At 72.1% G+C, this 14,128-nt stretch carries 12 protein-coding genes; 6 read left to right on the top strand and 6 right to left on the bottom strand.

The window, feature by feature from the left end:
• Window positions 1-18: 18 nt before the first annotated feature.
• Genes N5079_RS05445 through N5079_RS05435 form a run of 3 tightly spaced genes read right to left on the bottom strand, consistent with a single transcriptional unit; the run spans window position 19 to window position 2,419 of the window.
• On the bottom strand, window positions 19-681 hold the full coding sequence (locus tag N5079_RS05445; RefSeq protein WP_315967786.1) for an ABC transporter permease: 663 nt from the start codon (window positions 679-681) through the stop codon (window positions 19-21).
• Window positions 678-1,325, bottom strand: coding sequence for an ABC transporter permease (locus tag N5079_RS05440; protein WP_261582348.1), 648 nt, complete (start codon window positions 1,323-1,325; stop codon window positions 678-680). The genes N5079_RS05445 and N5079_RS05440 overlap by 4 nt, the downstream gene beginning before the upstream one ends.
• Window positions 1,322-2,419: an ABC transporter ATP-binding protein gene (locus tag N5079_RS05435; protein ID WP_261582347.1), complete on the bottom strand. Its 1,098-nt coding sequence runs from the start codon at window positions 2,417-2,419 to the stop codon at window positions 1,322-1,324. Before N5079_RS05435 ends, N5079_RS05440 begins: the two co-directional genes overlap by 4 nt.
• 144 nt (window positions 2,420-2,563) lie before the next feature.
• Here N5079_RS05435 and N5079_RS05430 point away from each other — a divergent pair, with 144 nt between their 5' ends.
• From N5079_RS05430 to hutI, 6 genes are all read left to right on the top strand, one after another.
• A complete protein-coding gene (locus tag N5079_RS05430; RefSeq protein ID WP_261582346.1) occupies window positions 2,564-4,072 on the top strand; it encodes an aromatic amino acid ammonia-lyase in 1,509 nt (502 codons plus the stop codon).
• A 24-nt stretch (window positions 4,073-4,096) separates the two neighbouring features.
• Window positions 4,097-4,957 carry a MurR/RpiR family transcriptional regulator gene (locus N5079_RS05425; protein WP_261582345.1) on the top strand — a complete coding sequence of 287 codons (861 nt, stop codon included), beginning with the start codon at window positions 4,097-4,099 and terminating at the stop codon, window positions 4,955-4,957.
• A gap of 208 nt (window positions 4,958-5,165) precedes the next feature.
• Window positions 5,166-6,836, top strand: coding sequence for a urocanate hydratase (gene hutU / locus N5079_RS05420; RefSeq protein ID WP_261582344.1), 1,671 nt, complete (start codon window positions 5,166-5,168; stop codon window positions 6,834-6,836).
• The gene (locus N5079_RS05415; RefSeq protein WP_410007745.1) at window positions 6,833-8,095 is read left to right on the top strand and encodes an allantoate amidohydrolase; all 1,263 of its coding nucleotides are present in this window, start codon (window positions 6,833-6,835) and stop codon (window positions 8,093-8,095) included. Before hutU ends, N5079_RS05415 begins: the two co-directional genes overlap by 4 nt.
• Entirely contained in the window at window positions 8,092-9,507 is a 1,416-nt protein-coding gene (locus tag N5079_RS05410) for a formimidoylglutamate deiminase (protein WP_410007744.1), read from the top strand. The genes N5079_RS05415 and N5079_RS05410 overlap by 4 nt, the downstream gene beginning before the upstream one ends.
• Window positions 9,507-10,679 (top strand): imidazolonepropionase, encoded by a 1,173-nt coding sequence (gene hutI, locus N5079_RS05405; protein ID WP_261582343.1) that lies wholly within the window; start codon window positions 9,507-9,509, stop codon window positions 10,677-10,679. The genes N5079_RS05410 and hutI overlap by 1 nt, the downstream gene beginning before the upstream one ends.
• A gap of 265 nt (window positions 10,680-10,944) precedes the next feature.
• Here hutI and N5079_RS05400 read toward each other — a convergent pair whose 3' ends face one another.
• Genes N5079_RS05400 through speB form a run of 3 tightly spaced genes read right to left on the bottom strand, consistent with a single transcriptional unit; the run spans window position 10,945 to window position 14,128 of the window.
• Entirely contained in the window at window positions 10,945-11,739 is a 795-nt protein-coding gene (locus N5079_RS05400) for an SDR family NAD(P)-dependent oxidoreductase (RefSeq protein WP_261582342.1), read from the bottom strand.
• Window positions 11,736-13,091 (bottom strand): transaminase, encoded by a 1,356-nt coding sequence (locus N5079_RS05395; protein ID WP_261582341.1) that lies wholly within the window; start codon window positions 13,089-13,091, stop codon window positions 11,736-11,738. Before N5079_RS05395 ends, N5079_RS05400 begins: the two co-directional genes overlap by 4 nt.
• Complete coding sequence (speB, locus tag N5079_RS05390) at window positions 13,088-14,128, bottom strand: agmatinase (protein WP_261582339.1); 1,041 nt, start codon at window positions 14,126-14,128, stop codon at window positions 13,088-13,090. The genes N5079_RS05395 and speB overlap by 4 nt, the downstream gene beginning before the upstream one ends.

The following is a 14,128-nucleotide window of genomic DNA, read 5'->3' as shown; positions in this document are numbered from 1 at the left end:
TGAGGGGTGACACTGCGACTAGGTGAGGCGGTGGCGGAACAGGACGCGGTTGACCCCGGCGAGGATGAGGTCGACGGTCACGGCGAGGCCGGCGACGAGCACTGCCCCGCCCAGGACTTGGGTGAGGTCGCGCTGGGCGAGCCCGTCGAAGATGTAGCGGCCGAGGCCGCCGAAGCTGACGTACGCGGCGATCGTGGCGGTCGAGATGACCTGTACGGCTGCCAGCCGCAGCCCCGTCATGATCAGAGGGGCGGCCAGCGGGATCTCCACCCGCCACAGGGACTGCAGGCCGGTCATCCCCATGCCGCGGGCGGCGTCCTTGGTGTCGGCCTCGATCGCGATCATGCCCGCGTAGGTGTTCGTCACGATCACCGGGATGGCGAGGGCGATGAGGGAGACGTACACCGGGGTCATGCTGAGCCCGCTGGCCAGGAAGACCAGCGTGACGACCCCGACGGTCGGAAGGGCCCGCCCGAACCCGGAGATGTTGATGGCGAAGAACGCGCCCCGGCCGGTGTGCCCGATGAACAGTCCGATGGGCAGGGCGATGAGCGCGGCCACGATGGTGGACAGGAAGGAGTACTGGACGTGCTCCAGGAGGCGCTGGGCGATGCCCTCCGGGCCGGCCCACTGGCCGGAGGAGGTCAGCCAGGCCGCCAGCTGCGACAACAGGTCGATCACGCGCGTGCTCCCTTCCGGATCCACGGGGTGCAGAGCCACTGCACGAGGACGAGCAGCGCGTCGGCGGCCAGCGCGAGCAGCAGCGTGAGGACGACTCCGGCGATGACGGGCGTCGGGAAGTTCCGCTGGAAGCCGTCGGTGAAGAGCTGGCCGATCCCGCCGTACCCGATGTAGCTGGCCACGCTCACGAGGGAGATCGTCATGACGCTGGCCACCCGGACCCCCGCCATGATCACGGGCAGGGCCAGCGGCAGCTCGACCTTAAGAAGGGTGCCGACGCGTCCTCTGCCCATCGCCAGCGAGGCCTCCCGCACCTTGGCGGGCACGCTGTCGAGCCCCTCGACGGTGTTCCGCAGCAGGACCACCAGCGTGTAGATGGTGAGACCCGTGATCGCGGTCGTCCTGGTCAGCCCGGTGATCGGCAGCAGGATGACGAAGAGCGCCAGCGACGGCACGGTGAACATGATGTTGGAGAGCCCCAGCAGGACTCCGCGGAGCGGCCGGATGCGATGCGCGACCACGGCGAGCGGCAGCGCGATCAGCAGGCCGAGCAGCACGGCCGGAATCGCGGTCGACAGATGGTCGAGCGACAGCGCCCACAGGTCATCGGTGTGCGTGGACAGCCACTGCCATTCGATGGTCACGTCAGGCTCCGCTGGCGGGCGTGCAGCACGTCCTGCCCGGTGACGCCGGTGACCACGCCCGCGGCGTCCACCCGCACCGCCACTCCGGCGGGGGAGGAGACCGTCTCGTTGAGCGCCGACAGCAGCGAGTCGGAGTCGCGGAGCCCGCGTGCGGGCGCCAGCGCCAGGCCCGCGACGGCGGAGGTGCCCGGCAGCCCTTCGAGCGCGCCGGTGTCGAGCCAGCCCGCCGGTCCGCCGTCGGGAGAGACCACCAGCAGCCACCGCCCCGCCGCCGCGTCGCGCGCCTCCTTCACGGTGGCGGTGCTCCGTACGGACCCGACCGGCTCGTACGGCACGCCGGCCAGCGTGACGAGGGAGAGCAGCTTGAGCCCGCGCTCGGATCCGAGGAACCCGGCCACGAAGTCGTCGGCCGGCCGGGCGAGGAGCTCGGCGGGCGGGGCGCACTGCACCATGTGGCCGCCGGTACGGAAGATCGCGATCTGGTCGCCGAGCCGTACGGCCTCGTCGATGTCGTGGGTGACGAAGACGATGGTCTTGCGCAGCTCGGCCTGGAGCCGGATGAGCTCGTCCTGGAGGAGAGCCCGGACGACGGGGTCCACGGCGCCGAAGGGCTCGTCCATGAGGAGGACGGGCGGGTCGGCGGCGAGCGCCCGGGCGACGCCGACGCGCTGCTGCTGCCCTCCGGAGAGCTGGTTCGGGTAGCGCTTGCCGGCGTCGGCGGGCAGGCCGACGACCTCCAGCAGCTCGGCGGCGCGGGCCCTGGCCTTGCGCCGCCCCCAGCCGAGCAGCGTCGGCACGGTGGCGATGTTGTCCAGCACCGTGCGGTGCGGGAACAGACCCGCCTGCTGGATGACGTATCCGATGCCCCTCCGCAGCCGGGCGGCGGGCAGGTCGCGGACGTCGCGCCCGCCTAGCGTGATCGTCCCCGCCGTGGGGTCGACCAGCCGGTTGATCATCCGGAGCGTGGTGGTCTTGCCGCAGCCGGAGGACCCCACGAGCACGGTGATGCCGCCCTCGGAGAACTCCACCGAGAGGTCGTCAACCGCCGTCGTGCCGTTGGGGAACCGCTTGGACACGGAGTCGAATCGGATCATTGACACCACCTTGCCGTTCTGCATGTAGTCATGCAGACTCTTGGATGAATGAAGATATGTCAATAGCTGAATGTTAAGTCTTGATTACTCGCGTTTGCGCAGATCAAAGGGGGGACGGGGGTAATGCCGTCTCGTAATGCAGACATGAACATCCCGCTGATCGAGCTGGACGGACGCGGCTTGGATAGCGACACGGTGGCGCTCATCGCCGACGGCGCGGCGCGGGTGAAGCCGGCGCCCGGGGCGCTCGACGTCGTCGCGAGCTCCTGGCGCATGGCGGACGAGCTGGTGGCCACCAGGCGCGTCTACGGGCGCAGCACCGGCGTCGGCGCCAACCGCACCCTCGACGTCGCGCCCGGCGATCTCGGGCTGCACGGCCTGCGGCTGCTCCGCAGCCACGCGGGCGGGATCGGCGACCCGCTGCCGGGCAGGCAGGTCCGCGCGATGCTGGCCGTACGGCTCAACCAGCTCCTCGCGGGCGGCGCCGGGCTTCGGGTCGAGGTGGTCGAGGCGCTCGCCGCGGCGGTGGAGGCGGGGGTGCACCCGCTCGTCAACGAGTACGGCGCGGTGGGCACCGGCGACCTGTCCGCGCTCTCCCAGCTCGGGCTCGCCCTCGCCGGAGAGCACCCCTGGCTCATGGCCGCCGACAGTGGCGAGGGCCCACGCTCCGCGCCGCCGTCCCCGATCAGCCTCGAAACGAGCGACGCGCTCGCCCTGATCAGCAGCAACGCGCTCACCCTCGGGCAGGCGGCGCTGGCGCGCAGCGCCGTGGACGGGCTGCTCCGGGCCTCGCACGTCGTGGCCGGGCTTTCGCTGCTCGCCGTCGGCGGCTCGCTGGAGGCGTACGCCGAGCCGGTGCACGCCGCCCGTCCCCATCCGGGCAACGTCCGCGCCGCGGCGGAGGTCCGGCGGGTGGTGGGCGCGCCCGACCGGCCGGGCCCGCCGACCGGCCGGATCCAGGACCCGTACGCCTTCCGCTGCTTCCCGCAGATCCACGGGCCGGCGCTGGAGGCGTCCGAGGCGCTGGAGCGCGTGCTCGCGATCGAGCTGAACGCCGGCGCGGAGAATCCGCTGATCAGCGCGGACGGCCCCGACGGGCCCGCCGCCTACCACCACGGCGGGTTCTACTCGGCGCACCTGGCGCTGGCCCTCGATCAGCTCTCCCTCGCCACGCTGCCGACCGCCCGGCTGTCGGCCGCGCGGCTGTCGGCCCTCGCCGAACCGGCCATCACCGGCCTCCGGCCGTTCCTGGCCGACGAGGTGTCGGCGGGCTCTGGGATGCTCATCCTCGAATACAGCGCGAACGCCGCCATCGCCGAGATGCGCAACGCGGCCGCCCCCGCCTCGCTCGGCCATGCCGTACTGTCCCGGAGCGTGGAGGAGGCGGCGAGCTTCGCCTCGCAGGCGTCCCGCCAGGCGCTGCGCATGGTCGAGGCGTACCGGCTGGTCCTCGGCTGTGAGCTGGTCGCCGCCGTGCGGGCGCTGCGCCAGCGCGACGACGTGAAGAAGGCGGAGTGGAGCGACCTTTCTCTCCCGGCGGGGCGGGCGTACGCGCTGGCGGACGCCACACTTGATCCGTCGATGGAGGACCGCCCCCTCACGGCGGACGTGGCGGCGGCGGCGGGCCTCCTCGGCGCACTGGCCGAGCTGTAATGGACGCACCCCCCTTGGAGAGCCATGAACCCGGACGACGCCGCGCCGGAGGCGCGCCTGCTGCGCCTGTTCGAAGGGCACCGGCTGACCCCCGCCCAGCGGCGCATCGCGCACTGCCTGGTGCAGCACGCCGCGCAGGCGGCCTTCCTGTCCAGCGTCGAGATCGCCGAGCTGGCGGGGGTCAGCCAGCCGTCCGTGACCCGGTTCGCGATGACACTCGGGTTCGACGGCTACCCGGCGCTGCGCAAGGAGATCCGCGGGCTCGGCGTGTCCGACTTCCCGGCCGCCAGTGAGAAGGGCGAGGACACGTCGCTGAGCGAGCCGCAGCGGGCGGTGCTGGCGGAGATCGCCAACCTGCAGCACCTCGCGGGGCTGCTGGCAGACAAGGGGCCGGTCGTGCGGGCGGCCCGCCTGCTGGCGCCCTCGCGGCCGCTGCTCGTGCTCGGCCTGCGCGCGGCCGCCGCCCAGGCGGCCGGGTTCGCCTACTTCGCGGCCAAGGTCCACCCCGACGTCCGGCTGATCGACGAGGGGGGCTCCATGCTCGCCGACCGGATCGAGCAGGCGGCGGGAGCCGGAGCGAGCGCCCTGCTCTGCTTCGCGCTGCCGCGCTACCCCGCCGAGCTGACGGACGCCCTGTCCATCGCAAGCAAGGCCGGGCTGAGCGTGGTGACCATCGCCGACAGCGCCTTCGCGCCGGCCGCGGCCCTGTCGGACGTCCTGCTGCCGGCGGCGGTGGGCACCCAGCTCGTCTTCGACACGGCCTGCGCGCCCATGATGCTCGGCCGGGTGCTGCTGGAGTCGATGGTCGACGAGATCCCGGGGGCCGAGGCCCGGCTGGAGGCGTTCGAGCACTCGGCGGCGGCCCGAGGTCTATTCACCGATTAGCCGGCACCCCCCTCATTGCGTGATCATGCACCCATTCCTCGGCATCCCAGCTGACGTGCGATGTTGCCGTACGTGATCATGCAGTGAGGGTAAGACGCATGATCACGGGCGAAGATGCCCCAGAGGTATTGACTGAATCTATTCATTCTCCTTAGATGTGAATGAATGTCTTAGACTGGTCCGGCGGTGGCCGGCGGGGAGGTCCAACATGCAGAGCAGCGGTCCGCGTCCAGTCCGGGCGCCGCGCGGCACGACGCTGAACACGCGGGGCTGGCAGCAGGAGGGCGCCCTCCGCATGCTGATGAACAACCTCGACCCCGAGGTGGCCGAGCATCCGGACAAGCTGGTCGTCTACGGAGGCACCGGCAAGGCCGCGCGCGACTGGCGCTCCTTCGACGCGATCACCCGCACGCTGGCCACGCTGAAGGCCGACGAGACGCTGCTCGTGCAGTCCGGCCGCCCGGTGGGCGTGATGACGACGCACGAGTGGGCGCCCCGCGTGCTTCTGGCCAATTCCAACCTCGTGGGCGACTGGGCCACCTGGCCGGAGTTCCGCCGGCTGGAGCAGCTCGGGCTCACGATGTACGGCCAGATGACCGCCGGATCGTGGATCTACATCGGCACCCAGGGCATCCTGCAGGGCACCTACGAGACCTTCGCCGCCGTGGCGGCCAAGAAGTTCGGCGGGTCGCTGGCCGGGACGATCACCCTCACGGCCGGCCTGGGCGGCATGGGCGGCGCCCAGCCGCTCGCCGTCACCATGAACGACGGCGTGGCGATCTGCATCGACTGCGACCCCCGGTCGATCGACCGGCGCATCGAGCACCGCTACCTCGACGTCAGGGCCGCCGACCTCGACGAGGCCCTCCGCCTCGCCTACGAGGCCCGCGACCAGCGCAGGCCGCTCTCGATCGGCGTCGAGGCCAACGCGGCGGAAGCCGTACCCGACCTGCTCGCGCGGGGTGCGGAGATCGACATCGTCACCGACCAGACATCGGCGCACGACCCGCTGGCCTACCTGCCGATCGGGGTGGCGTTCGAGGACATGGCCGCCGAGGCGGCCAAGGATCCCGAGGGCTTCACGACCAGGGCGCGCGAGTCGATGGCCAGGCACGTCGAGGCCATGGTGGGCTTCCAAGACGCCGGGGCCGAGGTCTTCGACTACGGCAACTCGATCCGCGGCGAGGCCCAGCTCGCGGGGTACGGCAGGGCGTTCGACTTCCCCGGCTTCGTCCCCGCCTACATCCGGCCGCTGTTCTGCGAGGGCAAGGGCCCGTTCCGCTGGGCCGCGCTGTCGGGCGACCCGAAGGACATCGCCGCCACCGACCGGGCCATCCTGGAGCTGTTCCCGGAGAACGAGTCACTGGCCCGCTGGATCCGGATGGCCGGGGAGCGCGTCCACTTCCAGGGCCTGCCCGCGCGGATCTGCTGGCTCGGGTACGGCGAGCGCGACAAGGCGGGCGAGCGGTTCAACGACATGGTGGCGTCGGGTGAGCTCCAGGCTCCCATCGTCATCGGCCGCGACCACCTCGACGCCGGGTCCGTGGCCTCGCCGTACCGGGAGACCGAGGCGATGCTCGACGGCTCCGACGCCATCGCCGACTGGCCGCTGCTCAACGCGATGGTGAACGTCGCCTCCGGCGCGTCGTGGGTCTCGATCCACCACGGCGGTGGCGTCGGCATCGGGCGCTCCATCCACGCGGGCCAGGTCACCGTCGCGGACGGCACGGCTCTCGCGGGCGAGAAGATCCGCCGCGTGCTGACCAACGATCCGGGCATGGGCGTCATCCGGCACGTCGACGCGGGCTACGACCACGCCGTCGAGGTCGCCCAGGAGCGCGGCGTGCGGATCCCGATGCGCGAGGGCGAGGAGGCGTGACCGACCCCGGGCAGGTGGAGGCGGGGCAGGTGGAGGACGGCTTCCGCGTGATGTGGCGCGAGCTTCTGCCGGTGGGCCGGCACGGCTCGACGGGCGGCTACCGCCGGCACGCGTGGACGTCCGCCGACGCCGAGTGCCGCGCGTGGTTCGAGGAGCAGGCGCTGCGGCGTGGCCTGACTTATGAGCTCGACCGGAACGGCAACCAGTGGGCCTGGTGGGGAGACCCGGCGGCGGGAGATGCAGTCGTCACCGGCTCCCACCTCGACTCCGTGCCCGACGGCGGGGCGTACGACGGGCCGCTCGGCGTCATCTCCGCCTTCGCCGCCCTCGACGCGCTGAGGGAACGGGACGCGCTGAGGGAACGGGACGCGCTGAGGGAGCGCGGCGTGAGGGGCGGCCGCCCGCTCGCGATCGTCAACTTCGGCGACGAGGAGGGCGCGAGGTTCGGCGTGGCCTGCGTCGGGTCGCGGCTCATGACCGGTGTCCTCGACCCCGCCCACGCGCGGGACCTCCGGGACGACGACGGCGTGACGCTCGGCGCCGCCATGGAACACGCCGGTTACGACCCCGGCGCGATCGGCCGCGACGACGAGCGGCTCGCCAGGGTCGCCGCGTTCGTCGAGCTCCACGTCGAGCAGGGCAGGAACCTGGGCGACGCCCCGGTGGGGGTGGCGTCGGCGATCTGGCCACACGGCCGGTGGCGGTTTGACTTCCGGGGCGAGGCCAACCACGCGGGGACCACCCGCCTGGAGGACCGCCGCGACCCGATGCCGGCCTTCGCCGCCGCCGTTCTCCACGCCCGTGCGCGGGCGGAGCGCGCCGGGGCCCTCGCCACGTTCGGCAAGGTCTCCGTCGAGCCCAACGGCACGAACGCCATACCCTCCAGGGTCACCGCGTGGCTCGACTCCCGCGCCCCCGACTCCGTCACGCTCGACATGCTCGTGAAGGAGCTCACCCACGAGGCCGGGGCGACGGTGACCTGCGAGTCCTACACGCCGCTCGTCGAGTTCGACGGGCCGCTGAGAGACCGCCTCGCCCGCCTGCTGGGCGGGCCATCGGGTCAGGTTCCCGTGCTGCCGACCGGCGCGGGGCACGACGCCGGCATCCTCGCCTCGGCCGTCCCGACCGCCATGCTGTTCGTGCGCAACCCGACCGGCGCGTCCCACTGCCCCGGTGAGCACGCCGAGGAGGCCGACTGCCTCGCCGGGGTCGCCGCGCTGGCCCACGTCCTCGAAGACCTGCTGCGGGAGGCCGCGTGAAGTCGGGAGGCGGCGTCAGTTTGGGAGGCGGCGTGAACGGCCGTTTCTGGGCCAGGCACGCCTGGACGGGGACGCTGGAGCACGACGTCCTCAACGATGTCCTCAACGATGTCCTCAACGATGTCCTCATCGAGGTCTCCGACGGGAGAATCCGTGAGATCCGGCCGTCGGCCACCCCCGGCGACGCCGTCGTCCTGGACGGCCTGGTCCTCCCCGGGCTCGCCAACGCCCACTCCCACGCCTTCCACCGGGCGCTGCGCGGGGCCACCCAGTCCGGCGGCGGCACGTTTTGGACCTGGCGCGACATCATGTACCGCGTGGCGGCCGCCCTCACGCCGGACAGCTACCTCGAGCTCGCGCGGGCCGTCTACGCCGAGATGGCCCTGGCGGGGATCACCTGCGTCGGCGAGTTCCACTACCTTCACCACGCTCCGGGCGGCACCGCCTACGACGACCCCAACGCGATGGGCGAGGCGCTGATCGAGGCGGCCGCCCAGGCCGGGATCAGGATCACCCTCCTCGACGCGTGCTATCTGTCGTCGGGGTTCGGCCTCCCGCCCGACGAGACCCAGCTCAGGTTCAGCGACGGCTCCGCGGACGCGTGGGCGGAGCGGGTCTCCGCGCTGAAGGACCGGGACCACGTCCGCGCCGGCGCGGCGGTGCACTCGGTCCGCGCCGTGCCCGCCGCCGACCTCGGTGTCGTCGCCCGGTGGGCCGAGGAGCGGCGCGCTCCCATCCACGCGCACGTCTCCGAGCAGCCCGCCGAGAACGAGGGCTGCCTCGCGGCGTACGGCGTGACGCCCACCCGGCTCCTGGCCGACCACGGGGTGCTGGGCCCGCGCGCCACCGCCGTGCACGCGACCCACCTCACCACCGAGGACATCGCGCTGCTCGGAGGCTCCGCCACGACCGTGTGCATGTGCCCCACCACCGAGCGGGACCTCGCCGACGGGATCGGGCCCGCTCGCGAGGTCCAGGAGGCCGGGTCGCCGCTGTCGCTCGGCAGCGACAGCCAGGCCGTCATCGACCTCTTCGAGGAGGCCCGCGCGATGGAGCTGGACGAGCGGCTGCGCACCCGCCGCCGCGGCCACTGGACCGCCGCCGACCTCCTGCGGGCGGCCACCGCCGACGGTCACGCGTCGCTCGGCTGGCCGGAGGCGGGCAGGCTGGAGGTCGGCGCGCTCGCTGACCTCGTCACCGTGTCGCTCGACTCGGTCCGCACCGCCGGTCCGTCGCAGGGCCTGGCGCACGGCCTGGCGAACGGCCTGGAGACCGCGGTCTTCGCCGCCACCGCCGCCGACGTCACCGACGTCGTCGCCGGAGGTCGCGTGATCGTACGGCACGGCGTCCACCAGCTCGTTCCGGACGTGCCCCGCGCGCTCCGGGAGGCCATCGCGGGCCTGAGGGCATGATGGGCTCGCTGTTGATCACCGGCATCGGGAGCCTGGTCACCAACGACCCGTCGCTCGGAGACGGCCCGCTCGGCATCGTGAGGGACGCCGCCGTCGTCGTCTCGGGCGAGAATGTCGCCTGGGCCGGACCGGCGTCGCGCGCCCCGGCCACCGACGACGCGTACGACGCCGGTGGCCGGGCCGTGATCCCCGGCTTCGTCGACTCCCACGCCCATCTCGTCTTCGCGGGTGACCGGACGGCCGAGTTCAACGCGCGCATGTCCGGCCTGCCGTACACGGCGGGTGGGATCCGCACGACGGTGGCGGCCACCCGGGCGGCGAGCGACGAGGAGCTGTCGGCGGGCGTGGCCCGCCTGGTGGGCGAGGCGCTGCGGCAGGGCACCACGGTCATCGAGTGCAAGTCCGGTTACGGGCTCACGGTCGAGGACGAGGCCCGCGCGCTCCGCATCGCCGCCGAGCACACCGACGAGGTGACCTACCTCGGCGCGCACGTCGTCCCGGACGAGCACACCCCCGAGGCGTACGTGGAGCTGGTGACCGGGGCGATGCTCGACGCCTGCGCGCCGTACGCCCGCTGGGTGGACGTCTTCTGCGAGCGGGGAGCGTTCGACGGCGACCAGGCGCGGGCCGTACTGGAGAGCGGCATCGAACGCGGCCTGGCTCCGCGGATCCACGCCAACCAGCTCGGCCACGGGCCGGGCGTACAGCTCGCCGTCGAGTTGGGCGCCGCCTCCGCCGACCACTGCACGCATCTCACGGACGCCGACGTGGACGCGCTGGCCTCCGGGACCACCGTCGCCACGTTGCTGCCGGGGGCCGAGTTCTCCACCAGGGCGCCCTACCCGGACGCCCGCCGCCTGCTGGACGCGGGGGTCACGGTGGCGCTGTCCACCGACTGCAACCCGGGGTCGAGCTTCACCACCAGCATGCCGTTCTGCGTCGCCGTGGCGGTGCGGGAGATGGGGATGACCCCCGACGAGGCGGTCTGGTCGGCGACGCTCGGCGGCGCGCGGGCGCTGCGCCGGACCGACGTGGGCCGGATCTCCGAGGGGGCGCGGGCCGACCTGGTCCTGCTGGACGCGCCCTCGCACGTCCATCTCGCCTACCGCCCCGGCGTCCCCCTGGTCGCCAGGGTCTGGCAGCGCGGCCGGCACTCCCCCCTGCCCGCGTGATCATGCAGGGTTTCCCCGGCAGCACGGGGACGTGGGGCTCCCCGGATCGGGATCATGCACCGATTCCGCCGCGCACGGCCTGATCAGGACCGGCGTCATTTGTGATCATGCAGTGTCCGCCCCCTCGGGCGCACCCGCGTGATGCATGATCACGCTGCGCGAAACACCGGGTAGGGAGGTGTGTGCCGGAACATGTGCATGATCACGCTTCAGGAAACGCCAGGTAGGGCGGTGTGTGCGGGAACTTGTGCATGATCACGCGTCCCTACTGCTGGGCTGGGTTGGGAAGCAGGACGCCCCCCTCCTCCTGGATGGAGTTCCCGCCGTCGACCACGAGGACCTGGCCGGTCACGTAGCTCGAACTCGGCGACGCGAGGAAGGCGACGAGGCCGGCGACCTCGTCGGCGGTCCCCGGCCGGCCCACTGGTGTGGCGGCCCCCATCGCCCGCTCTCGTTCCGTGGAGGAGCCGGTCGCGATCCAGCCGGGAGCCACCGAGTTGACGGTCACCCCCCGGTGCGCCACCTCGATCGCCACGGCCCGGGTGAGGCCTACGATCCCGGCCTTGGCGGCGTGGTAGGCGCTGTCGCCCCGGTAGGCGAGGACCGCGCCGGACACCGACGCCATGTTGACGATGCGGCCGTAGCCGGCGGCGAGCATGGGGTCCAGAGCCGCCCGGGTCATGAAGAACACGGTGTCCAGATTGCGGGCGATCGACCGTCTCCACTGGTCGTCGGAGAGCCGGCCGATGTCGGCGGGGTCGTCGGGGTCGCTGACGGAGGTCATGCCGGCGTTGTTGACCAGCACGTCCAAGCGGCCGAACCGCTCCATGGCGACGCGGACGAGTTCCTCCGCCGCGGCCGGCTCGGTGAGGTCCGCCGCGACGCCCACCGCGTCGGCGCCCTCCTCCCGCAGCCGCGCCGCGCGCTCCTGGATGCGGTCGGTCGTGGAGGAGATCACCACCCGCATCCCATCGGAGGCGAGCCGCCGCGCGCACGCGAATCCGATGCCGTCGGCGCTGCCGGCGCCGGTCACGATGGCGGCCCTGCGAGAGTTCGTCATCGGCCCACCAGCTCCTTGACCGCGTCGCGGAACAGCCTGCCGTGCAGCGCCACGTCGTCGATCGTCGTCTCCGGGCACATGAGCGCCATGTTGTGGAACGGCGTGAGCAGGATGCCCCGGTTGGCCAGGTAGAGGTGCAGGTAGTCGTCGAGCTCCAGGTCGAGCGCCGCCCGCGACTCCGTTCCGTTCACCGGAGCGGGGGAGGCGAACCGGTACTCGGCCCGCGCCCCGAACTGCTGGATGCTCCAGGGCAGGCCGAACTCGGAGATGACCGCGTTCACGTCGGCGGTGAACCGTTCGGAAAGCGCGGTCATACCGGCGAACGCGGTGTCGGTGAGCACGTGCTCCAGGGTGGCGCGCATCGCCGCGACCGACAGGGCGTTGCCCGCGAGCGTGCCGCCGACGCCGCCCATGTCGACCAGGTCCAGATCGGTGCGGGCGAGCACCCGTTCGGCGAAGTCGGCCGACATGCCGTAGGCGCCCGCGGGGACGCCGCCGCCGATCGCCTTCCCGATGGTCAGCATGTCCGGTTCGAGGCCCCACAGGGCGGTGCAGCCACCGGGCCCGGCGGAGAAGGTGTGGGTCTCGTCATTGATCAGCAGAGTTCCGTACGCCCGGGTCAGCTCGCGCACCTGCTCCAGATATCCCGGCTGGGGCAGGACGATGCCGATGTTCGTCAGCGCCGGTTCCATGAGCACAGCGGCGACGTCGCCATGGGCGAGCTGACGCTCCAGCCCCTCCAGGTCGTTGTACTCCGCGACCCGGCTGGTCATCGTGACGTCGACGGGCGCGCCGACGTTGCCCTCGCGGCTGACACCTTCCCCGTCGGGTCCGGTCACGATGAGCGCCTCGTCCACGCTGCCGTGGTAGCAGTAGCTGTTGAAAAGGATCTTCGGCCGTCCGGTGATCGCGCGGACGATCCTGATGGCCCACCGGTTGGCGTCGGTGGCGGTCAGCGAGTAACTCCACTTGGTCAGGCCGAACCGCCTGCTCAGCTCGGCCCCGACCCATTCGGCGTCCTCGGTCGGCATCATCGCGCTCGCGCCGCCCAGATCGCGGAACCGGCGCGACACCGCGTCGACGGTCGCCCGGGGCGAGTGCCCCGCCATGGCCGCGGTGTCGCCGAGCGCGAGATCGACGTAGTCGTGCCCGTCGATGTCGGTGACCCGCGCGCCGTGCGCGGTCGCGAGATATAGGGGGAAGTCGCCGGCCCGTTTGTTCATCCAGGTCATCGGCACCCGGCCGAACAGGTGCTCGGCTTGCTCGAAGGCCCGCCGCGACGCCGGGTTCCGCGCGGTGAACTCCGCCTGCTCGCGCTCCATGAGTGCCCTGAGACGGCTGCGGTCGATCATGTCGTTGTCTCTCCTTCGGGTCTCTCGCCAGTGGCACGCCGTTTGTGGGCGAGGCCGGCGAGGACTTCCCAGACCAGGCGGTGGGCGTTGTTGACGGTCAGATCCGAGACGTCGTACGGCGGGCTCACCTCGACGACGTCCATCGCAATCACGTTGGTCTCCATCGCGATGCGCCTGACCATCCGCAGCAGGTCCACGGGAGCCAGGCCGCCGGGTTCAGGGGTTCCCGTGCCCGGCGCGAATCCGGGGTCGAGCACGTCGATGTCCACCGAGAGGTAGACAGCGGCCGGCCCGTCGAGCGCCTCGGCGATGACGTCGTCGAGCACGGCGTTCGCGCCACGCTCCCAGATCTCGTGCATGAAGTGGGTGCGCATTCCCTGCTCGCGCATCCACTGGACCGTCTCCGCGGGGGGCCAGTATCCGCGCAGGCCGACCTGGACGAAGTTCGACCCTCGCACGGCGCCTGACTCGATCAGCCGTCGCATGGGTGTGCCGTGGCTCGCCAGGTTGCCGTCGATCTCGTCGGCGGTGTCGGCGTGCGCGTCGAAGTGGATGACGCCGAACGAGCCGTGCCCGCGGGCGTCCGCGACCGCCGTGGCGGAGGGCCATGTGATCGAGTGATCACCACCGAGCACGACCGGCATGATGCCCCGGGAGGCGATCTCCCCCACCCGCTCCCTAATGGCCGCGGCGGACGGCTCCCAGAGCCCGTGCCTGATCAGGGCGTCGCCGTAGTCGACGACCCGCAGGTAGTCGAAGATCTCGATGCCCAGGTCCAGGTGGTAGCTCCCGTTGACGTGGGTCAGCGCGCGGAGCGCACGAGGCCCGAAGCGGGCACCCGGCCGGTAGGTCGTGCTCGCGTCCCACGGAGCCCCGACGACCGCGACGTCCGGCGACCACTCGTCCAACTGCTCGGGCTCGGTCAGGAACAACTGCTTGCCGAAGGTCGCCGGCCCCATGTAGGACTCCGCCTCCAGCTGTGCCAGGAGACCGGAGGGTAGCCCCCCCGGATTGCCGGATTGTTTCCGTTCGGTCAT

This window comes from Planotetraspora sp. A-T 1434 (assembly GCF_025420585.1).
Lineage (GTDB): Bacteria > Actinomycetota > Actinomycetes > Streptosporangiales > Streptosporangiaceae > JAOEGB01.
The sequence above is the reverse complement of the archived record's forward strand: the minus strand, read 5'-3'. Positions and strand labels throughout refer to the sequence as shown.

What these genes read in the sequence shown, in the direction of transcription:
- N5079_RS05435 (WP_261582347.1), bottom strand. Translation starts at nt 2,419, where the DNA reads ATGATCCGATTCGACTCCGTGTCCAAGCGGTTCCCCAACGGCACGACG.
- N5079_RS05430 (WP_261582346.1), top strand. Translation starts at nt 2,564, where the DNA reads ATGAACATCCCGCTGATCGAGCTGGACGGACGCGGCTTGGATAGCGAC.
- N5079_RS05425 (WP_261582345.1), top strand. Translation starts at nt 4,097, where the DNA reads ATGAACCCGGACGACGCCGCGCCGGAGGCGCGCCTGCTGCGCCTGTTC.
- hutU (WP_261582344.1), top strand. Translation starts at nt 5,166, where the DNA reads ATGCAGAGCAGCGGTCCGCGTCCAGTCCGGGCGCCGCGCGGCACGACG.
- hutI (WP_261582343.1), top strand. Translation starts at nt 9,507, where the DNA reads ATGGGCTCGCTGTTGATCACCGGCATCGGGAGCCTGGTCACCAACGAC.
- N5079_RS05400 (WP_261582342.1), bottom strand. Translation starts at nt 11,739, where the DNA reads ATGACGAACTCTCGCAGGGCCGCCATCGTGACCGGCGCCGGCAGCGCC.
- N5079_RS05395 (WP_261582341.1), bottom strand. Translation starts at nt 13,091, where the DNA reads ATGATCGACCGCAGCCGTCTCAGGGCACTCATGGAGCGCGAGCAGGCG.
- speB (WP_261582339.1), bottom strand. Translation starts at nt 14,128, where the DNA reads ATGACCGAACGGAAACAATCCGGCAATCCGGGGGGGCTACCCTCCGGT.